20 protein-coding genes are annotated in these 21332 nt (G+C 62.7%); 10 read left to right on the top strand and 10 right to left on the bottom strand.

Annotation, left to right across the window (positions count from 1 at the left end; all coding sequences use genetic code 11):
* Window positions 1-4 precede the first annotated feature (4 nt).
* Entirely contained in the window at window positions 5-526 is a 522-nt protein-coding gene (locus tag LH365_RS05190) for a gamma carbonic anhydrase family protein (protein WP_226745112.1), read from the bottom strand.
* A 473-nt stretch (window positions 527-999) separates the two neighbouring features.
* Between LH365_RS05190 and LH365_RS05185 the strand changes: the two genes are divergently transcribed.
* A complete protein-coding gene (locus tag LH365_RS05185; protein WP_226745111.1) occupies window positions 1000-1767 on the top strand; it encodes a PhoH family protein in 768 nt (255 codons plus the stop codon).
* Between the two features lie 113 nt (window positions 1768-1880).
* Here the strand turns inward: LH365_RS05185 and LH365_RS05180 are convergent, their stop codons facing one another.
* The 8 genes from LH365_RS05180 to kdpF all read right to left on the bottom strand — a co-directional run bounded on the left by LH365_RS05180 (window position 1881) and on the right by kdpF (window position 12339).
* Window positions 1881-2966: a D-Ala-D-Ala carboxypeptidase family metallohydrolase gene (locus tag LH365_RS05180; protein ID WP_226745110.1), complete on the bottom strand. Its 1086-nt coding sequence runs from the start codon at window positions 2964-2966 to the stop codon at window positions 1881-1883.
* Window positions 2966-4318, bottom strand: a complete 1353-nt coding sequence (locus LH365_RS05175; protein ID WP_226745109.1) for a hypothetical protein — start codon at window positions 4316-4318, stop codon at window positions 2966-2968. The genes LH365_RS05180 and LH365_RS05175 overlap by 1 nt, the downstream gene beginning before the upstream one ends.
* 142 nt (window positions 4319-4460) lie before the next feature.
* Complete coding sequence (locus LH365_RS05170) at window positions 4461-5141, bottom strand: response regulator (protein WP_226745108.1); 681 nt, start codon at window positions 5139-5141, stop codon at window positions 4461-4463.
* Entirely contained in the window at window positions 5138-7840 is a 2703-nt protein-coding gene (locus LH365_RS05165) for a sensor histidine kinase KdpD (protein ID WP_226745107.1), read from the bottom strand. The genes LH365_RS05170 and LH365_RS05165 overlap by 4 nt, the downstream gene beginning before the upstream one ends.
* Window positions 7837-8403 carry a potassium-transporting ATPase subunit KdpC gene (gene kdpC / locus LH365_RS05160; protein WP_226745106.1) on the bottom strand — a complete coding sequence of 189 codons (567 nt, stop codon included), beginning with the start codon at window positions 8401-8403 and terminating at the stop codon, window positions 7837-7839. The genes LH365_RS05165 and kdpC overlap by 4 nt, the downstream gene beginning before the upstream one ends.
* Window positions 8404-8413: 10 nt before the next feature.
* Window positions 8414-10477 carry a potassium-transporting ATPase subunit KdpB gene (kdpB, locus tag LH365_RS05155; protein ID WP_226745105.1) on the bottom strand — a complete coding sequence of 688 codons (2064 nt, stop codon included), beginning with the start codon at window positions 10475-10477 and terminating at the stop codon, window positions 8414-8416.
* Window positions 10478-10484: 7 nt separating this feature from the next.
* Window positions 10485-12230: a potassium-transporting ATPase subunit KdpA gene (gene kdpA, locus LH365_RS05150; RefSeq protein WP_226745104.1), complete on the bottom strand. Its 1746-nt coding sequence runs from the start codon at window positions 12228-12230 to the stop codon at window positions 10485-10487.
* 16 nt (window positions 12231-12246) lie between these two features.
* Window positions 12247-12339 carry a K(+)-transporting ATPase subunit F gene (gene kdpF / locus LH365_RS05145; RefSeq protein ID WP_107874456.1) on the bottom strand — a complete coding sequence of 31 codons (93 nt, stop codon included), beginning with the start codon at window positions 12337-12339 and terminating at the stop codon, window positions 12247-12249.
* Window positions 12340-12892: 553 nt separating this feature from the next.
* On the opposite strand from kdpF, the gene LH365_RS05140 reads away from it, so the two are divergent.
* Window positions 12893-15214 carry a helicase-related protein gene (locus tag LH365_RS05140; protein ID WP_370639747.1) on the top strand — a complete coding sequence of 774 codons (2322 nt, stop codon included), beginning with the start codon at window positions 12893-12895 and terminating at the stop codon, window positions 15212-15214.
* Between the two features lie 238 nt (window positions 15215-15452).
* Here LH365_RS05140 and LH365_RS05135 read toward each other — a convergent pair whose 3' ends face one another.
* Window positions 15453-16529, bottom strand: a complete 1077-nt coding sequence (locus LH365_RS05135) for a calcium:proton antiporter (protein ID WP_226745102.1) — start codon at window positions 16527-16529, stop codon at window positions 15453-15455.
* A 100-nt stretch (window positions 16530-16629) separates the two neighbouring features.
* On the opposite strand from LH365_RS05135, the gene LH365_RS05130 reads away from it, so the two are divergent.
* The 8 genes from LH365_RS05130 to LH365_RS05095 all read left to right on the top strand — a co-directional run bounded on the left by LH365_RS05130 (window position 16630) and on the right by LH365_RS05095 (window position 21331).
* Window positions 16630-16926 (top strand): RNA-binding S4 domain-containing protein, encoded by a 297-nt coding sequence (locus LH365_RS05130; protein ID WP_226745101.1) that lies wholly within the window; start codon window positions 16630-16632, stop codon window positions 16924-16926.
* Between the two features lie 198 nt (window positions 16927-17124).
* Window positions 17125-17466: a ferredoxin FdxA gene (fdxA, locus tag LH365_RS05125; RefSeq protein WP_226745100.1), complete on the top strand. Its 342-nt coding sequence runs from the start codon at window positions 17125-17127 to the stop codon at window positions 17464-17466.
* A 98-nt stretch (window positions 17467-17564) separates the two neighbouring features.
* On the top strand, window positions 17565-17897 hold the full coding sequence (locus LH365_RS05120; protein ID WP_226745099.1) for a helix-turn-helix transcriptional regulator: 333 nt from the start codon (window positions 17565-17567) through the stop codon (window positions 17895-17897).
* A gap of 10 nt (window positions 17898-17907) precedes the next feature.
* Window positions 17908-18597 carry an MIP/aquaporin family protein gene (locus tag LH365_RS05115; RefSeq protein WP_226745098.1) on the top strand — a complete coding sequence of 230 codons (690 nt, stop codon included), beginning with the start codon at window positions 17908-17910 and terminating at the stop codon, window positions 18595-18597.
* Entirely contained in the window at window positions 18594-19019 is a 426-nt protein-coding gene (gene arsC, locus LH365_RS05110) for an arsenate reductase (glutaredoxin) (RefSeq protein ID WP_226745097.1), read from the top strand. The genes LH365_RS05115 and arsC overlap by 4 nt, the downstream gene beginning before the upstream one ends.
* Window positions 19020-19038: 19 nt before the next feature.
* Window positions 19039-19731, top strand: a complete 693-nt coding sequence (locus LH365_RS05105; protein WP_226745096.1) for a trimeric intracellular cation channel family protein — start codon at window positions 19039-19041, stop codon at window positions 19729-19731.
* A 650-nt stretch (window positions 19732-20381) separates the two neighbouring features.
* Complete coding sequence (locus LH365_RS05100; protein ID WP_226745095.1) at window positions 20382-20894, top strand: CarD family transcriptional regulator; 513 nt, start codon at window positions 20382-20384, stop codon at window positions 20892-20894.
* Between the two features lie 167 nt (window positions 20895-21061).
* Entirely contained in the window at window positions 21062-21331 is a 270-nt protein-coding gene (locus tag LH365_RS05095) for a hypothetical protein (protein ID WP_226745094.1), read from the top strand.
* The last annotated feature ends 1 nt before the right edge of the window (window position 21332 follow it).

Below are 21332 nucleotides of genomic sequence, written 5' to 3'. Positions count from 1 at the left end.
GTGATCAGAGCGGGGTCAGCCCTTTCGCAAACCTTTGCGCATTCCACACATAATGCGCCGCCGACAGCCTGAGCCGTTCGATCTGTTCCTCGGTCAGTTCGCGCGCCACCCGCGCCGGTGAACCGATCAGCAGCACACCGTCCGGGAAGACCTTGCCTTCGGGGACAAGCGCCCCCGCCCCGACGATGCTGTTCTTGCCGATCACCGCGCGGTTGAGCACCACGGCATTGATACCGATCAGGCTGTTGTCGCCGACCGTACAGCCGTGCAGCATGACCTTATGCCCGATCGTCACCCCTTCGCCTGTCGTCAGCGGCGAACCGGGGTCGGAATGCAGCACCGAGCCGTCCTGAATATTGGTCCGGGCGCCTATGCTCATCGGCTCGTTATCGGCGCGCAGCACGGCGTTGAACCACACGCTGGCCTCCACCCCCAAGCGCACATTACCGATGACCGTCGCCGACGGAGCGATCCACGCGGTTCCGGCTATTTCAGGCGTCACGCCGTCCAGAGCGAAAAGTGTCATCAGGGGCCGCTCCCTCTCATTGTTTCCTTATGCTTATGAGCGCTCCATCGGGGATGTGGCAAGATCTTCGCAGCCGCGTCGGCATTTCTCCCATTTCGCGACCGCACAAAAGTTTTCCACAACCATTTTAAGAACTCGGTAAGCATTGTGCCGGAATCTGTTAGTGTTCCTGAGGGGGAATCATCAGAGCCCCCAAAAGGACCCGGCGCAATCCGGCCCGTTACCTTTCAAGAGGTTCCCAGTGGCTCTCAGGTACGTGTTCGCACCCGAAATTGTCCCCCCGCCCCCGGCGGTGCGGCCCGAAGGATGCGACACACCCGGACGCGCCCGTTTCTCCTCCCCTGACGCATACGCGAAGACGAACCCTTACACGGTTTCGTCTTTTTTTATGCCTCAAATCCCGTTGTTGCTGCCGCGTACTGACCGGACGCCCGCACTGCGTTCCGGCTTTCGCTCTTTTTAAGGAGGCTGTCATGACCAAGCGTTCCACCAAGCGTTTTCTGCGCGAAGGTACCCTCGATGCCGAAGAATATGCCCGCGACACAAAAGTGCGCCGCATTTCCGTGCATCACGGGAGCTGGTCACCGGTGGCTCCGGCCAACGAGGAGCGCGACCAGAGCTACGTCAAGACCATCAAGGCCAAGTCCGAAGGCCAGGCGCAACTGCTGACGGCCATCGACGAAAAGAATCTCGTTCTGGCGCTGGGACCTGCGGGCACCGGCAAGACCTATCTGGCCATCGCCAAGGCCGTCGAGGCGCTGGAGGCCGGCAAGGTCGGACGCATCGTCCTGTCACGCCCGGCCGTCGAAGCCGGGGAATCGATCGGCTTCCTGCCCGGCGATATGGAAGACAAGCTCGCCCCCTATCTGCGCCCCCTCTATGACGCCCTGACCGACCGCCTGAGCATGAAGCGCGTCAAGGCGCTGATGCAGGAAGGCCTGATCGAGATCGCCCCGGTCGGCTATATGCGCGGCCGCACGCTCAACAACGCTTTCGTGGTGATCGACGAAGCCCAAAACTGCACCTATACGCAGCTCAAAATGCTGCTGACGCGTCTGGGCTGGAACTCGACCATGATCGTCACCGGCGACCCGAACCAGTCGGACCTGCTGCCGGGCCTGTCGGGTCTGGCCGATGTCGGCGCCAGGTTCGAGGCGCTGGACACCGTCGCGGTGGTTCAACTCAAGGACAAGGACATCGTGCGTCACCCGCTGGTGGCCCAGATGCTCGGCGTTTTGTAAAATCTCAGGAGACGGTGGCTTATAAACCCACCGTCTTTTTGTCTTCAGACAAAATCCACCTCCCCTGAAACGCCAGTTCGGCGAAGCCAAATCAGGGGAGGTTCTTTTTAAGATTAAAGAACCAGCGGCAGATAGGCCGTCGGCGTCTGGGTGAAGTCGGCGCGCAGAGCCTGACGACGCGGCGTATCGGAAAAGCCGATATGCACCCACGTCCCCTCATAGATCAATTGATCGAAGACGATGTCACTGGCCATGATCTTACGGCAGATATCCAGCGGCGTGCCGAAACGCTGAGAGACGAAATCGACCGCACGGCCGGTCATGTGGGCGCTGGTCTTCGAGCCGCCGATCTTCGCATTCAGCGCCGCGCTGCGGTAGCCGCTGCGCACGATCACCGGCTGCCCCAGCAGTTCGCGCACCTTGTCCATGCGCTGCGCCGTGTCGGTGAGATGCGCCAGATGCTCAGGCGTCGGCGTGTTGTCGATGCCGGCGCGCTCGGCGGTGTCCGACTGGGTCAGTTCCTCAAGCGTGAAATATTTGCTCAGCGGCGTATGGCCGGGGAAGCTGGGCGGCGCGACGGGCTCGGGCCACACCTGTTTCGCGCGCTCATACAGCGCCTTACGGTGATCGAGCCCGTTGGTGCCGCCGTTGATGATGCGCGTGATGCCGGTCAGGTCGTCGGCATCGGCCAGGGCATTGAGGTTCCTGGCGCGCCAGAAGGCCGCCGAGGCGCGGGCGGCGGTTTCCGCCTCTTCCAGCTTCTGCGGTTCGGCCGCCAGAGGCAAGCCGGTCAGTTCGCCGTAGCGGGTATAGTTGGCCCGCCCGGTGATCATGATGAAGCCGCGCCCGATATAGCGGAAGCCATCGCCCGGCTCGACATTCCCCAGTTCCGGGCGGTTGCCGTAGATGGCTTCGGCGATGGCGGCCTTGCCTTCGGAAACCAGCCGCTGTGCGTTTTCCAGCGAGCCGACGCGCTTGGGGAAGGTCTTGTACAGGCCCTGCGCGCTGTAGTTCAGGTTTTCGACCAGCGCCCGGAAGTTGTCGCATTCATGCGCCAGTTGCGCCATGAAGTGCGCCAGCCGCCGCGGCGTATCGATGCCGTACTCGACGCGCGCCGCCTCCAGCGCCGGGGCGTAGACCTCGACGCGCAGGGCGTTGGCCTGCGGCGACAGCGCCTTCAGCGTTTGCGGCGTGATCATCAGTAATCCCTCGGCCGCAGCGACGGATCGGGCAAGGCGTCATCGGCTTCCGAAACCAGCACCGGAACGGGTGCGGCCAATGCCGGGGACGCTGCCGTGGTGATGGCGGACGACGCCGGCAGGGTGATGACCCGCATCCGTTCTTCATCCGGATTGGGCTGGAGCGGCGTGAAATTCGATCCCGGCGGCGGCGCCCCGCCCTTGAAGGTCGAGCGCACCGTCATCAGCTTGCTGAGAATGTCGAACCAGAAGGGCGCGCCCAGCGTCACGGCGAAGGCGGTCATGACCCAGCCCGAAATCAGCGCCAGCAGGGGCAGCAGGTTGAACAGGGCATTATCACCGAGCGTCGGCGTGCCGTAATAGGCGTTGGAGACGATCTCACCCATCCGCCCCACGGCCAGTTGCGTATTGTTCCACCACTGATCCGGACGATCGGCGCGGAAATCGGGGGCAGGCGTGCTCGGTTCCTTGCTGGGCGGACATTTGCGGTTGTCGTGCAGCGGCGTGTCGTTGCCGCAGAAGCGGAACAGGTGCTGCATGCTTTCCATGGTGGTGGCGTTCCACCCCAGCGGCAGGCCCAGACGGCTCAGCGGATTGTCGAGGCTGGCCGTCGTCTCCACGCCCTTGACCGCCGTATCGGTATAATATTGCTGGGCCGAAGCCTCGACCGCCTTGCGCAGGCTGGGCGAACGGTAGAGCGTATCGGCGATGACCACGGTGTTGACGTTCATGATGACGCAAGCCACCAGGCTGAACCAGAAGATGACGGTCTGGGTCTCGTGGCGATACCAGCCCGACACGCGGTCCATGGTGGCGTTGAACCATTGTTCAAGGAAGGTGCGCGCCTTGTTCATGTCGCCGTCGGCGGTATTGACCGCCAGTTGCACCACCTTGGCCAGACGCGGATTGTTGAGATTGTTCGTCGCGTCGAGCACGGCCTGCGGGTCGAGACGACCGGCCTGCACCTGCCCGCCCTTTTCCCCGATCATGTCGAGCACGACGAAGGCGAAATGCTCCGCCGGAATATAGGACGGCAGCTTGCGTCCCTCGAAGAAACGGCGGCGCGGCGGCGGCTTATAGTGGCCGCGATACAGCGTCATGATCAGCGGGTGGTTATAAAAACCTTCGAGAAATTCAAAGCCGTGCAGCTTTTCGCCGGACTTGGGGTCGAAGCGCAGCTTGTGCCCGTTGGGCAGGTTGCACAGAAGCTCGATCAGGCCGCGCTCCAGATTGCGCGCACGGCTCTTGCAGAAGCCTTCCAGAGCTTCGCGCGCCGTCGTCGCCAGCACGCTCATCAGAAGGTAGATGAACACCAGCCCCGCGGCGACGTCTATGGACTCCGGCAGCAGCATGCCCCCACCCCGAACAGTTCACGGAAAATTTTTATAAGAAATCAAACAGCCGGAGAACACCGTTAACCATAATTAAGGAAAGCGCAATCGCCAATTCGTGACAAATGACGGGCGCGCAAACATGGCGCATTCAGGTCACAGCTTAATCCACAAAGCGATAGCCGATGCCGGGTTCGGTCAGGATGAAACGCGGTTTCAGCGGATCATCGCCTAGTTTCTCGCGCAGGTGCTGGGTGTGGATACGCAGATAGTGCGACTGCTCGGTCGAATGACGCCCCCACACGGCCTTCAGCAACTGGACGTGCGTCATCACCTTGCCGGCATTGCGGACCAGTTCGGATAACAGCTTGTATTCTATGGGCGTCAGGTGGACATCCTCACCGTCGAGCCACACCCGGCGCGCGGCGAAATCGACGCGCAACCCGCCGCGCTCGAAACGGTCGGCGTCCGGGTGGGCGCGGCGCGCGCCGTGGCGCAGGGCGACCTTGATTCGCGCCAGCAACTCCCCCGGCGCGAAGGGCTTGGTCAGATAGTCGTCGGCGCCGTTTTCCAGCGCCTGCACCTTGTCTTTTTCCTGTTCGCGCGCCGACAGGACGAGGATCGGGGTCTGCGACCATTCGCGGACCTGACGGATGAAGTCCTGCCCGTCCTGATCCGGCAGGCCGAGATCGAGAACGACCAGATCGGGCTTTTGCAGCGTCAGTTGCTGCATCCCTTCCTTCGCCGTCGCCGCCTCCAGCACGTCGTAATCCTGCACCGTCAGGGTGGCGCGCAGGTAACGGCGGATGTCGGCTTCGTCTTCGATCAGCAGGACGGTGGTCATTCAGAGTCTTTAACCGCCGGCAGGGTAAAGATAAAGCTCGCCCCCCCCAAACCCGCTCCATGGCGGCGCGGATTGTTCCTGGCGTAGATCAGGCCGCCATGCGCCTCGACAATGCCCTTGCAGATGGCCAGCCCCAACCCGGTGCCGCTGCCCGTGCGATCCGAAAGCTGCCCGTCGCGGGTGTGGAACTTTTCGAAGATCAGGTCTTCCTCGCCCGGCGTCAGGCCGGTCCCGTCGTCGCTGACCCGCACCCGCACCCGGTCGGCATCGGTTTCGAAGGTCAGGGTGATGACCCCGTCGTCGGCGGTATGGGCGATGGCGTTTTCCAGCAGGTTGATCAGAACCTGTTCGATCAGCGCGCCGTCGATCATCACCATGGGGATGCGGCCGCTGGTACGGGTGCGTATCTGACGATTGCCCTTCTGCGCCTCGACGCGGCTGATGGCCGCGCCGGTCACCTCCTCGATGGTGTAGGGCTCGAAATTGAGCTTCAACTGCCCGGAGGTGATGGCCGCCATGCGCAGCAGATTGGACACGAACTTCTGCAACCGCCCCAGATGCCCCCACAGGGCGGTCAGTTCGTCCACCGCCTCGCGCGGCAGCTTGCGGCGCATCCGCAGCAGCGTGCCGACCGCGCCGTTCATCACCGTCAGCGGCGTCTTGAGGTCGTGCGACAGCGAGGCCAGCAGCACATTGCGCAGCTTTTCGTTCTCCGTCTCGACGCGCGACGTCTCCGCCTGAGCCGCCTGATGCGCGCGCTGCAACGCCCCGGCGATCAGGCTGGCCGCCGTCTCGAACATCAGATGCTCGGCCCCGGTGATGCGACGCGCCGGGTCGCGCGGCGTCAGGGACACCACGCCCAGCAGGGCCGCATCGGCCAGCAGGGGAAGGTAGAGGCCGGCGGCGGAAGGCAGCGTGTCGGTATGCCGTCCCGCGACCTGACGGTTCTGCGCGACCCACTGCATGGCCCCCAGCTCGCGCGGGTCCGCCTCGATGGCCCCGGCGATCTGACGCCCGTTGCTCCACAGGCGCAGCTCCGCGTCGAAGACCGGTTGCAGGTTCTTGAGCGCCACCTCGGCCATCGCCGCTTCGCCGCGCACGGCGGACAATTGCCGCGACAGGTCGTAGAACAGCCGCGTTTCGGCCTCGCCGCGCCGCGCCAGCCGCACATGCAGCGACAGGCGCGCCGTCAGCGAGCCGACGATAAGCGAGGTCACCAGCATGACGACGAAGGTCACCGCATAGCTGATATTGTCGAAGGTGAAGCTGTAATAGGGCTGAACGAAGGACCAGTTGAAGGCGCACACCGACAGGACCGACGCCAGCAGCGCCGGCCCGATGCCGTAACGCGCGGCGGCGATCACGACCCCGGTCATATACAGCATGATGAAGCTGTCCGGATCGACCCGGTCGCGGAACGGCAGGCCGAGCCCGGTGGCCAGCGCCGTGATGGCGGCGGCCATGACGTAATGCCCCGGCGCGGCGCGCAAAGCGCCCGCGTTCAGGAGGCGTCGCCGGTCCCCCTCCTCTTCCGGGCTGTCGGCATTGAGCGTGGTGATCTCAAGCCCCGCCCCTTGCGCTACCAGCTTCTGCGACAGGGAACGCCCGCCCAGAACGGTGCGCCACCACGGTTGACGGCTGTGACCCAGCACCAGCCGCGTGAAGCCGTTCTGCCGCGCATAGGTCAGTATGCTCGACGCCGCGCGCCCGGCATTGAAGCGCACCACGCGGCCGCCCAGTTTTTCCGCCAGCCGCAGATGCTGCTCGACGCGCTGCCGGGCCTTGTCCGACAAGGTCTCGTGCCGGTCGGTCTGGAGATACAGGGCGTACCACGGCGCGCGCGAGCGGTCGGCCATGCGCTTGGTGTGGCGGATGACCCGCGAGGACAGGACGTCCGGGCCGACCAGCACCAGTATCTTGTCGCCGGTCGCCGCCTCCGATTGGCCCATGGCGGCGCTGAGGGCGTCGTTCTGCGCATCCACCCGTTCGGCGGCGCGGCGCAGGGCCAGCTCGCGCAGCCGACCCAGATTGCCCTTCTTGAAAAAATTATCCGCCGCCCGCTGAGGCGCGCCTTCGGCGACATAGACCTTGCCCCCGGACAGGCGCCTGAGCAGTTCATCCGGCGGGATATCGATCAGGGCGATCTCGTCCGCCGCGTCGAAGACGGCGTCGGGCACGGTCTCCTTCACCCATACGCCGGTCAGCTTCGCCACGACGTCGTTGAGGCTTTCCAGATGCTGCACGTTCAGCGTCGTATAGACGTCGATGCCGTTGTCCAGCAGTTCCTCTATGTCCTGCCAGCGCTTGGGATGGCGCGAGCCGGGCGCATTGGTATGGGCGTATTCGTCGACGAGGATAAGCGCCGGCGGGCGGGCCAAAGCGGCGTCCAGATCGAACTCAGACAGGCGGACCTCGCGGTGGACGACCTCACGGCGCGGCAGAACCGGCAGCCCTTCGATCAGGGCCAGGGTTTCCGGGCGGTCGTGGTGCTCGACCACGCCTATCACCACGTCGCGGCCTTCGGCGTGCAGACGGCGAGCCTCGGCCAGCATGGCGAAGGTCTTGCCCACGCCGGCATTGGCCCCGAAGAATATCTTCAGCCGGCCGCGTCCGGACGTGCCGTCGCCCCCGTCGCTTTCATGATTTCTGGCGACGAGGGCGAGCAGTTTATCGGGGTCGGGTCTGTTATCCGCGTTCACTTAAGTTTGCCGTCGAGTCTCAGATTGACCTCTAGCACATTGACGCGCGGTTCGCCGAGGATTCCGAAGGTGCGGCCTTCGGTCGAGACGCGGATGGCGGCGCGCACCTTATCCTCGCTTATGCCGCGCGCCACGGCGATGCGCGGCACTTGAACCGCCGCCGCCGCCGGGCTGATGTGCGGGTCGAGGCCGGAGCCCGAAGCGGTGATCAGGTCCACCGGAACGGGGCCGGAAACCCCCAGAGCCTCGATACGGCCTTTCGCCGCTTCGATCAGGGCCGGGTTGTTGACCCCCAGGTTGGAACCCGACGAGGCCCCGGCATTGTAGGGCGTGGGCCCTGTGGCCGACAGACGGCCCCACAGATATTGAGGCTGGGTGAAGGCCTGCCCGATCAGGCGCGATCCAATGACGGTGTCGCCGTTGCGGATGAGCGAGCCCTGCGCCTGCTCGGCAAAGGCCGATTGGACGACCGCGGTGGTCGCCAGCGGATAGAGGCCGCCGAACAGCAGGGTGAAGACACCGAGCGACACGACGGTGGGCTGAATATGTTTGATAAGTGACATGACGAGTATCCTAGACAAGGCCCACGGCGGTTAGCCCCAGATCGATGATCTTGATGCCGATGAAGGGCGCGACAATGCCGCCGAGGCCATAGACGAAGGCATGACGGGTCAGCATGCGGGAAGCCGACTCCGCCCGGTACTTCACGCCTTTCAGCGCCAGAGGGATCAGCGCCACGATGATCAGGGCGTTGAAGATGACCGCCGACAGGATGGCGCTTTGCGGCGACGACAGGCCCATGACGTTGAGCAGCCCCAGCGCCGGATAGGTCGAGGCGAAGGCCGCCGGGATGATGGCGAAATACTTGGCCAGATCGTTGGAGATGGAGAAGGTCGTCAGCGCACCGCGCGTCATCAGAAGCTGCTTGCCGATCTCGACGATCTCGATCAGCTTGGTCGGATCGGAATCCAGATCGACCATGTTGCCGGCTTCCTTGGCCGCCTGGGTGCCGGAATTCATGGCCACGGCCACGTCCGACTGCGCCAGGGCCGGGGCGTCGTTGGTGCCGTCGCCGACCATGGCCACCATCTCGCCGCCCTCCTGCATCTTGCGGATATATTTGAGCTTCGTCTCCGGCGTGGCCTGAGCCACGAAGTCGTCGACACCGGCCTCCGACGCGATGGCGGCGGCGGTCAGGGGGTTGTCGCCGGTGATCATCACCGATTTGATGCCCATGCGGCGCAGTTCGGCCAGACGCACCTTGATGTCCGGCTTGACGATGTCCTTCAGATAGACGACGCCCAGCACCTTCGGCCCTTCGGCGACCATCAGCGGCGTGCCGCCCTTGCGCGCGATGTCGTCCACCGCTGCCGTGACCTCGGCCGGGACCAGCCCGCCCTTGAGATTGATCAGCCCGGCGATGGCGTCGCCGGCGCCCTTCATGATGTGGCGTTCGTTGATGACGATGCCCGACACGCGCTGTTCGGCGGAGAACGGGATGAACTCGGCCTTCAGGTCTGCAGCGCTGCGTTCAGGCAGGCCGTGCTGGCTGCGCGCCAGAACAACGATGGAGCGGCCTTCCGGCGTCTCGTCGGCCAGCGACGACAGTTCGGCGGCTTCGGCCAGTTGCTGGGCGCTGACGTTCGGCGCGGGGATGAAGTCCACGGCCTGACGATTGCCGAAGGTGATGGTGCCCGTCTTGTCGAGCAGCAGGACGTTGACGTCGCCCGCCGCTTCGACGGCGCGGCCCGACGTGACGATGACATTGGCCTTGATCAGGCGCTGCATCCCCGAAATGCCGATGGCCGACAGGAGCCCGCCGATGGTCGTCGGGATGAGGCAGACCAGAAGGGCGATGAGCACCGTGATCGAGATGACCGTGCCGGAACCGGCCTTTTCGACCGAGAACAGCGAAAAGGGCAGCAGGGTCGCGCAGGCCATAAGGAAGACCAAGGTCAGCGCCGCCAGCAGGATCGACAGGGCGATCTCGTTCGGCGTCTTCTGACGCTTGGCCGATTCCACCAGCCCGATCATGCGATCAAGGAAGCTTTCGCCCGGATCGGCGGTGACGCGCACGATCAGCCAGTCGGACAGCACCCGCGTCCCGCCGGTCACCGCGTCGCGGTCGCCGCCGGATTCACGAATGACCGGGGCGGATTCGCCGGTGATGGCGCTTTCATCGACGCTGGCGATGCCTTCGATGACCTGACCGTCGGCGGGGACGACGTCGCCCGCTTCGATGATCACCACGTCGCCCTTGCGCAGGGTGTTGGCGGCCACCACCGTCTGCGTCTTCGATTTGTCGAGCTTTTTGGCCGACACGTCGCGGCGGGCCTTTTTCAGGCTGTCGGCCTGGGCCTTGCCGCGCCCTTCGGCCAGGGCTTCGGCGAAGTTGGCGAACAGGACGGTGAACCACAGCCAGAAGCAGATCAGGCCGACGAACCAGACCGGTTGACCGCCGCCTATCAGGCTGCCGGGCTGGGCCAGCAGGGCACCGAGGATCAGGGTGGTGATGACCGAGCCGACCCAGACGAGGAACATGACCGGGTTACGGGCCTGATAGCGCGGGTCGAGCCGCCGAAAGGCCTGAAAGACGGCCAGCGAAATGCTGGTCTTGTAGTGTTGCGTGGTGGACATGGCTGTATCAGCCCTTGATCATGTTGAGATGCTCGATCACCGGACCGAGAGCGAGCGCCGGGGCATAGGTCAGCACGCCGACGAGGATGATGACCCCGACGAGGAAGACCACGAACAGCGGCGTATGGGTCGGCAGGGTGCCTGCGGATTCGGGCACCGTCTTCTTGGCGGCCAGCGAGCCGGCTATCGCCAGCACGGGCAGCAGGACGAAGAAGCGTCCGAACAGCATGCACAGGCCCAGCAGCGCATTGTAGAAGGGGTTGTTGGCCCCCAGACCCGCAAAGGCCGAACCGTTGTTGTTGGCCGCCGAGGTGAAGGCGTAAAGCACTTCCGAGAAGCCTTGCGCGCCCGGATTGTAGATGCCCGCCTGCCCCCAGGGCGTCAGCGCCGCCACCGCCGTGCACACCAGCACGAGGGCGCAGGGCAGAAGCACGGCGATCGAGGCCATCTTGATCTCGAATGCGCCGATCTTTTTGCCGAGATATTCCGGCGTGCGTCCGACCATCAGGCCGGCGATGAAGACGGTCAGGATGACGAAGACCAGCATGCCGTAAAGGCCGGAACCCGCGCCGCCGTAGATGACTTCGCCGAACTGCATCAGCACCAGCGGGACCATGCCCCCCAGGGGCGTGAAACTGTCGTGCATGGCGTTGACCGAACCGTTGGACGCGGCGGTGGTCGCCGCGGCCCACAGGGCGGAGTTGGGGATGCCGAACCGGGTTTCTTTACCTTCCATATTGCCGCCAGCTTGCGCGGCGGCGGGGCCCTCCATATTACCGCCATCGCTGGTGCCGACGGCGACCAGATGCGGATTGCCCGATTGCTCAAGCCCCATGCACGCAGCGGTCATCGGGACGAAGACCAGCGCCATGGCGGCGAAGATCGCCACGCCCTGACGGCGGTCGCCGACCATCTTGCCGAAGGTGAAGCACAGGGCCGCCGGAATGAGCAGGATCGACAGCAATTCGATAAAGTTGCTGAGCGGGGTCGGGTTCTCGAACGGATGGGCGGAGTTGGTGTTGAAGAAGCCGCCGCCATTGGTGCCCAGCATCTTGATCGCTTCCTGCGACGCCACCGGACCCAAAGCGATGACCTGATCGGCGCCTTCCAGCGTCTTGCCCGTCACATAGGCGTCGAAGGTCTGGATCACGCCCTGCGAACCGAGCCAGACGGCGACCAGCAGAGACAGGGGCAGGAGCACGTAGAGATTGGCGCGCACCAGATCGACCCAGAAGTTGCCGAGCCGGTCCGTCGATTGCCGCGTCAGGCCACGGATCAGCGCCACCAGCACGGACATGCCGACCGCGGCGGAAACGAAGTTCTGCACCGTCAGACCGACCATCTGGCTGAAATAGCTCAGCGTCGATTCGCCACCATAGGACTGCCAGTTGGTGTTGGTGACGAAGCTGACCGCCGTATTGAAGGCCAGATCGGGCGTCAGATTCGGCAGGGCCTGCGGGTTCAGCGGCAGATGGCCCTGAAACAGCAGCAGCAGGAACAGCAGCACGAAGCTGCCCAGCGAGAAGAGGATCACGCCCGTGGCGTAGTCCTTCCACGTCATTTCATCAGCCGGGCGGACATCGGCGATGCGGTAGAGAAACCCTTCGAGCGGCCGCAGCAGCAGCGACAGCCAGGTGCGCTCGCCCGCAAAGACGCGCGCCATGTAGAGACCAAGCGGCACGGCCAGCACCGTAAGCACGCACATGTAAAGGGCGAGCTGCGACCAGCCGCTCGCCGTGACACCGAGAAACATCTCTCATATCCTCAATTCAAGGAAACAGTTCGGGCTTGATCAGGGCAACGATCAGATAGCCCGCGAGCGCCAGCGTGATGAGGCCGGCGGCGATATAGAGGGCGGTCATGCGCCCTCCCGCAACCGGTCGGCAAAACCGGCGAAGGCCAGGCACAGGGCGAAGAACCCCATGCCGGCGAACAGATAGATAACGGCCATAGAGCCCTCCGTGGGTAAAACCAGCGATGGGGGTTTAGCGCCGAGGGAATATAGCCGGTGTATAAAGGCCCGTCGGGGCCGTATAGATTTCGTATAGGTCCCCGGGAACGGCGGACTCGACTCCGGTTGCGACTCGGCCCATTGAAAAATACGCCTATGGTTAATGCGCCATCGGGCCACCATATCTGGTATAGAACAAATCAGGCATCGCGCGATGTCACTGATTCGGTCATGATTCGTTTTCGTGCCGTTCACGGCGAAATACGAACGGCGTTAACTCCCGCTTTTTACCGCTTCCCGAACCCGTCTTCGGCCTTTCCAATGCCGCAGTGAGCGGTTAAAACAGAGCCGTGCCCGATCTTTCTCACCCCGTCTCCGTATCGACGCCCCACACTCCGGACTCGCGGCTGATAGCCGTTCTGGGGCCGACCAATACGGGCAAGACCCATTACGCGCTTGAGCGCATGCTGGCCCATTCGACCGGCATGATCGGCCTGCCGTTGCGGCTTCTGGCGCGCGAGGTCTATGACCGGGTGGTGAAGGAAAAGGGCGTGAACGCCGTAGCCCTGATCACCGGCGAAGAAAAGATCATCCCCCGCCTGCCCTCCTATTTCATCTGCACGGTCGAAGCCATGCCACTGGAGCGCCGCGTCGACTTCCTGGCCGTCGATGAGATCCAGCTCTGCGCCGACACCGAGCGCGGCCACGTCTTCACCGACCGGCTGTTGCACGCACGCGGGCGTTACGAGACGCTGTTCATGGGGGCGGCCACCTTTGCGCCGCTGTTCCGTTCGCTGTTTCCCTACGCCGAGGTGCAGTTCCGCGAACGCCTGTCGCAACTGAGCTATGCCGGCTCTAAGAAGCTGACCCGCCTGCCCAAGCGCACGGCCATCGTCGCCTTCTCGACCGAGCAGGTCTACGCCATCGCCGAACTGATCCGGCGTCAGCGCGGCGGCGCGGCGGTGGTGATGGGCAGCCTCAGCCCCAAGACGCGCAACGCCCAGGTCGATCTGTTTCAGCACGGCGAGGTCGATTTCCTCGTCGCCACCGACGCCATCGGCATGGGCCTGAACATGGATATCGACCATGTGGCCTTTGCCGGCCTGTCGAAGTTCGACGGCCGCCGCACACGCCTCCTGACCGCACAGGAGGCCGCGCAGATCGCCGGACGCGCCGGGCGCAACCGCCGCGAAGGCACTTTTGGGGTGACGGGCGATACCGACGAGATGGACGAAGACCTGATCGGCGCCATCGAAAACCACCGCTTCCTCAGCCTGACAGCGGCGCAATGGCGCAATCACGAACTGGACTTTTCGTCCCTCGATAATTTGTTGCGCAGCCTGACGCGCCCCTCGCCCGCCCCGGCCCTGCAACTCGCCCGCGAGGCGCTGGACGAGAAGGTATTGCGTCACCTGAGCGCCGAAGAGGACATTGCGCTGAAGGTACGCAATCCGGTCAGCTTGCGCATCCTGTGGGAAGTGTGTCAGCTCCCGGATTTCCGCAAGGTGTCGCTGGATGAGCACCTCAAGACGGTCAGCTTTCTGTTCTGGTCGCGCCATCGTCCGGACGGCTTCATCCCGCACGACTGGTTCGACGAACAACTGAGCCATCTCGACCGCATGGATGGCGATATCGACACCCTGTCGGGCCGTCTGTCCGGCGTGCGCACCCTCTCCTATATTTCCAACCGCACCGGCTGGCTGAAGGCCGCCGAGCACTGGCGCGACGCCACGCGCGACCTTGAGGCACGGCTGTCCGACCGGCTGCACGAAGCCCTGATGCAGCGCTTCGTCGATCAGCGCACCAGTGCCTTGCTCAAGGCGCTCAACGCCTTTGAGACGCCCAAGCCCGAAATCACGGACAATGGCGATGTCTTCCTCGAAGGCCAGCGCGTGGGTCAGCTCAAGGGGCTGAACTTCGTGCAGGCCGCCGGCGAAAGCCTGATCGAGGACAAGACCATCCGTCAGGCCGCCCACCGCGCCGTGACGCCGTTGATCCGCGACCGGCTGAACGCCCTGGCTCAGGCCCCGTCGAAGACCCTGCGGCTGAAAGGGGCCGACGTACTGTGGCAGGGTCAGGCCGTCGGGCGCATCGAGCCGTCCGACTATTTCAACCCGAAAATCCGCCTCGACTGTCAGTCCGATCAGGCGGCGCTGGAAGAACGCGCGCGCAAGCGGCTCATCGACTTCGTGCGTCAGCAGGCCCTGCACCATCTGAAGCCCCTGCACCGGGTCTATGAGGCCGCCCATGACGACGCCACCCCCGCAGCGGTGCGCGCCGTAGCCTGGCAGCTCTATGAGAACGGTGGCATCGCCCTACGCGGCGAGGACAGGCTGACGCCGGAAGAACGCAAGAGTCTCAAGGCGTTAGGCGTTCACGGCAACCGCTTCGTCTGGCGTCTGCCCAAGCTGTCGCCCCCTCTGATGCAGGCCTTCGGCGGCGCGAAGGATCACCCGCAGCGCGCCCTCAGTCTCAAGGGGCTGGTGGCCATCGCCGGTCACAAACCCGTCAAACTGAAGACGCTCGATACGCTGGACAAGGCCCTGAGCGAAGGCGTGTGGCACAAGGGGGCGACCTATCTGAAACCCGATGCGCTCGATGGCGTCAACGACAGGCTGATGGCCGCACTGGGTTTCGCCAAGGCCGGCACCCACCTCTTCGGCGAAGGCGAAGCCGCCGTCGAGCATCAGGGCTGGCGCACCCGATCCGCTGCACCGAAGAAGGCGAAAGAGGCCGCGCCCTTCGTCAATCCCTATTCGCCGTTTGCGGTGCTGCGCGGCGGGTAAGCGGGGTTAGAGCCAGGATTCGTGGGGGCGCAACCTCCTAGAGGGGAATGATTTCAGATGGAATCATTCCGCTCAAGCCGCCATTGCGGCGGCGGCCAAGGTGGCAGAGCCACCGCCCGGCGAGGGCGTAAACAAAATCCAGATCATTATGTTTCCATAAGAAAACATAATGATCTAGAGTCACGGCTCCACACCTCAGAACCGGGGTGCTTCAACGGCAAGCGTACTGCCGTTTCGCTTAAAGACCCAAGAAGGACAGCATGATAAAGGCGCAGAACAGCACGAAGTGCGTTGTGCCTTCTATGGCGTTGGTCTGACCGTCATTGAGGTTGATCGCCGCCACCAGCAGGGTCAGGGCCGTCATGATGCTCTGGGTCGGCGTCAGCGCCATGTGAATCTGCTGATTATTGAACAGCGAGATCAGCTCGATCACCGGTACGGTCAGCACCACGGTCGACAGCGACGCCCCCAGGGCGATATTGATCACCGGCTGCATCCGATTGACCAGCGCCGCCCGCAGCGCCGTGAGGATTTCCGGGCTGGCCGAAATCGCCGCCACGATCAGAGCCGGGAAGACCGGCGGTATGCCCATGCCGTCAAGGCCCGTGCCCAGCGTCTTCGACATCACCTCGGCCAGCATCCCGATGAGCACCAGTCCCGCGACCAGAATGATCGCCGAATGCGCGGTCTTGCCGCCGTGGCTGTGGTTCTCGTCGCCCGTGCCGGCATAGGTGTAGTTGAAGAAATAGCTGTGTTTGGTCGTCTGCAGACGCAGGAACATCGCATACAGAAAGACCATGATGACGATGGAAAAGACCGAATAGGCCTTCCAGTTGCTGACCGGAATGAACTCCGGGACCAGCATCGATACGCCCATGCCGGTCATGATCATGACGATATAGGTCTTGCCCGAAGCATCATTATAGGGTTGCTCGCCGTGCTTGAGCCCGCCGAGGATGGCGGCGACACCGATAATGCCGTTGATGTCGAGCATGACCGCCGAATAGATGGTGTCGCGCGCCAGGGTCGGGTTGTGCGAATGGCCCAGCATGATGGCCAGAATGACCACCTCGACCAGCACAGCCGAAAGAGTGAGGATCATGGTGCCGTAGGGCTCGCCCACCTTTTCGGCCAGCACCTCGGCATGGTGCGCCACGCGCAGAGACACCAGCATGATCACGGCGATCAAAGCCACAGAGACGATCAGCGCCACACCCTGTCCGGAATGGACGAGGCTGTGCTCGAACGGGATGGCCAGCACCGCCACGATCAGGGCGATCAGCAGGTTGGTTTCTTTCTTCAGCGCGGCCAGCACGGCGAATCCCCTCGCTCGCATGGAAACAATCGATTTCCGAACTGCGGCATCGGGGCGAAATAATCAATGATTTTTCCTGCAGGAGGTTTAGGATCACGGCATGGATCAAACCGTCGAAACCTGTCGCCCGGAAACCTGCCGCATCGATGTCTGGCTGTGGCGCGCCCGCTTCTTCAAGACCCGCGCCCTGTCGGCCAAATTCGCCGAGGGCGGCACCTTGCGGCTGGAGCGTTTCGGTCAGACCTCACGCATCCAGAAGGCCGGGCACAGCATCCGTCCCGGCGACCGACTCACTTTCGCCATCGGGACACGGCTGATCGATGTGCGCGTCGTCGATACAGGCGAGCGGCGCGGCCCGGCCAGCGAGGCGCAAGGCCTGTTTGAGCCCTGCGAATAGTTTTCAGTCTCAGCCCCTTGGCAGAAGACTTAAGTCAAAGCCCTTGTCCGGTTTAGTAAAAATCGCGGTCGGGAGGCAGCTAAAGTCTTGACAGTCTGGCCGGCAAAAGTCATGACCCCAAACACTTTATAGCACCTGTTTTATGGCACCTGTCCGGCGCATGCCGCACCTGCCCCCGCTGAAGGCAATCGAGTTCCCATGACCTATATCGTCACCGATCCCTGCGTTAAGTGCAAGTTCATGGATTGCGTCGAAGTCTGTCCGGTGGACTGCTTCTACGAGGGCGAGAACTTCCTGGTCATCAATCCGGACGAATGTATCGACTGCGGCGTGTGCGAACCGGAATGCCCCGTCGACGCCATCAAGCCGGACACCGAGGACGAACCCGACGGCAAGTGGTTGGAGATCAACTCCAAATACGCCCGCACCTGGCCGAACATCTCGGTCAAGGGCACCCCGCCCGCCGACCGCGAAGCGTTCGAGCGCGAAACCGGCAAGTTCGAGAAGTATTTCTCGGAAAACCCCGGCGACGGCAAGTAAGGTTCAGAGAGTGCCGACAAGGCGCTCTTTTTTATTGTACGTTTCCAGATACCACGAGTTGGATTGACCAAAGGCAATATATCATTTAATCATGATATATGGATAAGATGAAAGCCCTCGACGCAATGGCCGCTCTGGCTCAGGAAACCCGTCTCGACGTGTTTCGCCTGCTGGTGCAGGTTGGCTCACCCGGCCTGCCCGCCGGTGAAATCGGGGAAAGGCTCAGAGTGCGTCAGAATACTATGTCAGCCAACCTGTCGGTGCTGGCTCAGGCGGGCCTGATCCGGAGTTCGAGAGAAGGCCGAAGCATCCGCTACTTTGCCGATATGGACGGGGTCAAAGGGCTGCTTGGCTTTCTTATGGAAAATTGCTGCGGCGGCGCGCCGGAAGTCTGTCAGCCGGTCATCGCGCAACTGACCTGCACCTGCTGAGAATCGCCGCATGTTTCCAATCGCCCGCAAACTGGCCGCCGAGGGATTGGGCACGGCGTGGCTTTTGGCCATCGTAGTCGGCTCAGGAATGATGGGCGAGACTCTTTCAGGCGGCAACACAGCGATAGCCCTATTGGCTAACGCACTGGCCACGGCGGCAGGGTTGATCGTGCTGATCACGCTTTTTGGCCCCGTCTCCGGCGCTCACTTCAATCCCCTCGTTACGCTTGCCTTCGCGGCGCGGCGAGAGATCAATCTGAAATTGGCGTCAGGATACGTCCTCGTGCAGTTAGCCGGAGCAATCATCGGGGTTTTTGTCGCTCACGCCATGTTCGGCGAGTCTCTGCTGCAATTCGCTGCGCGCCCCCGGGAAGGCGCCGGGCTGATGCTGTCTGAGGTTGTGGCCACCTTCGGATTGATCGGAACCCTCTTCGGCTGCCTGCGATTCAAGCCTGATTTCACGCCAACTGCGGTGGGGCTTTACATCCTGTCCGCCTACTGGTTCACCGCCACGACGTCTTTTGCCAACCCCGCCGTTACACTGGCTCGCAGCCTGACCGACAGTTTCGCTGGAATCGCACCGGCTTCCGTCCCTGCCTTTATTGTGGCTCAAACGACAGGCGCTGTGGCAGGCTTCCTCATTTTCAACTGGTTGCTGAAAGCCCCGCCCGCCGCTCCCCCCGCGAGGATCGAACCATGACCGTCACCATCTACCACAATCCGGACTGCGGCACCTCGCGCAATGTCCTGGCCGTCATCGAGGCGGCGGGTTACGCGCCTCAGATCATCCCTTATCTGACGACCGGATGGCAGCGCGACCAGCTCCTGCGCCTGTTTGCCGATGCCGGCCTGACACCCCGGCAGGCCTTGCGTGATACCAAGTCGCCCGCCAAAGACCTCGGCCTGCTGGAGCCCGGCGTCAGCGACGCGCGGATAGTAGCCGAGATGCTGACCCATCCTGTGCTCGTCAACCGCCCTTTTGTCGTCACCGCGAAAGGCACCCGGCTGTGCCGTCCGTCGGAGACCGTGCTCGATCTTCTGGACAAATGGCCTTCCGGTCCCTTCCATAAGGAAGATGGCGAACTGATGATCGACGCCGACGGCCGTCGCGCCGCAGGCTGAACCAGGATAGCATGGCCCTATGACTGTACCCGATCCCGCCTTCAACGCCCTGAGCACCGCCCTCTTCTGGCTGGACTACGCCGCCGTCGCCCTGTTCGGAGCGTCGGGCGCTATTGCGGCGGCGCGTGGACGACAGGATATCATCACCTTTATCTTCTTCGCCGCCATCACAGGCGTCGGCGGTGGAACATTGCGCGACCTGCTGATCGGGGCGCCGGTCTTCTGGGTGCAGCGGCCGGACTACATCCTGATCTGCGCCCTTACCGGGCTGGCCGTGTGGGGGCTGGCTCCACGCAACCCGTCTCCGCGCCCCGACGGCAAGCCGGGCAAGCGCATGACGGCCCTGTTGTGGCTCGACGCCATGGGGATGGCCGCCTATGCCGTGGTGGGCGCGGCCAAGGCGCTGAACCTCGGCGTCGCGCCTCTGTCCGCCGTGGTTATGGGCGTCCTGACCGCCAGCTTCGGCGGCATCATCCGCGACGTGCTGGCTGGCGAGCCCAACCTGCTGTTGCGCCGGGAAATCTATATCACCGCCGCCCTTCTGGGCGCCGGAGTCTTCGTGGCGCTCAGCCTGATCGGCCTGTCCTTCTGGCCGGCGGGCCTTAGCGGTTTCGCCGCCGCCCTGGTGCTGCGAGGCGCAGCGATCCACTGGTCGCTGGGCCTGCCGGCCTTCGGCGTTCGCGATCACGAAGACGGAAACAAATCTTCATAATTGTTGCCTTCCGCGACGAGGTGTCACGTGCAAGCCGCCGCTGCCGCCTATACTTTCATCCACAAGCTTTACGCGGACGCTCCGCTGCCCTCAGACAGGCACGCCTGCAAAAGCGCATGAGGAGACTCAGAAACTTCGCAATTAACACTAAATTAACGCGTATTTTGATTAAGGCACACGTCCCTATGGATGATTTGGAGAAGTGAAGGCGCTATTCCCTGCGGCTTTTACTTCCTGTCAAGCGCCGAATAGCTGGCGAAAACATAAATCTTTATCTAAAGGTTTCGACCTGACCGTGTCCGACGCTTTCGAGATACGCGCCCTTTATTTTTATGTAATTTTGTGATAGACATAACATCATTGATGTACGAGGCGCTGCGCGCTTCACACGCATCTCACTCTCTTCACCTAAAATGCCGCCTGCGCTGATTACGCACATCCGGCATCTTCGACAAAGGTCGGATGACAGGCTTGTCTTAGTCCATTCATACATAACAGCGGTGCCCCGAAACCAGAGTGAGGGACGTCGTTGTTTTTTTGCGTCTGCGTCTCCCGGTGTCCTCCCTGATCGCCGGTCGGCGCATTCGTCGCATGAATGGATCATTGCAAACCCGTCGTTCGTCCTCACTTAAAAAAGAAAGAGGACCGCAATGACGACTGTTGCAGTAGAACTCGAATTCAAGACCGGCGATAAGGTTGTGTATCCGGCGCATGGCGTCGGCACGGTGTTCGCCGTCGAGAGCCAGGAAGTGGCCGGCTATCAGCTTGAAGTCTATGTCGTCACCTTCGACCACGAGAAGATGACTCTGCGCGTCCCGACCAAGAAGGCCAAGACCGCCGGCCTGCGCCACCTCGCGCCCGCCGCCGTCATGTCGCAGGCCCTTGTCACGCTGAAGGGCCGGGCCCGCGTGAAGCGCACCATGTGGTCGCGCCGCGCTCAGGAATACGAAGCCAAGATCAATTCGGGCGACCTCGTCTCGATCGCCGAAGTCGTCCGTGACCTGCACCGCGCGGAAAACCAGCCGGAACAGTCCTATTCCGAGCGTCAACTCTACGAATCGGCTCTGGATCGCATGGCCCGCGAAGTCGCCGCGATCGAGAAGATCGACCGTGACGCCGCCGTCGCCCTGCTCAACAAGTCGCTGAACAAGGCCGCGGCCTAAGCTCTGTTTGACTTTAATACGGCAAAAAGCGCTTTGGGAAACCAAAGCGCCTTTTCTCTTGGAAATGTCGTGACACCCTTCCCTACAAGCGACAACCTAACCTTTCTGCTGCGAGGCGATGCCTGGATTACCCAGATCATCCTGATGCCACGACTATTACGTTTAAAATGGCAAATGGCTGCCAAATTGATTCATCTCAAACCGTTATCTACACAGCGGCGGACGGTAGCCATACCATTCACGATAAGGAATGGTTTAATGAACAACCCATTGCCTTCCATAATTTGCTGGAAAAGCGTCTGTTAGACGTCGGTACGTCGGGATTGGTAATGACACTCGTCTTCGAAGGCGGTGACCAACTTGCAATTACTTCAGATTTACAACCCTACGAAGCCGGTGCCGTCCTCGATCCAAACGGCAACGGCTTCTACTTTTGAT

It is taken from the genome of Asticcacaulis sp. AND118 (assembly GCF_020535245.1).
GTDB lineage: Bacteria > Pseudomonadota > Alphaproteobacteria > Caulobacterales > Caulobacteraceae > Asticcacaulis.
This window is presented reverse-complemented; position numbering and strand designations above follow the sequence as displayed.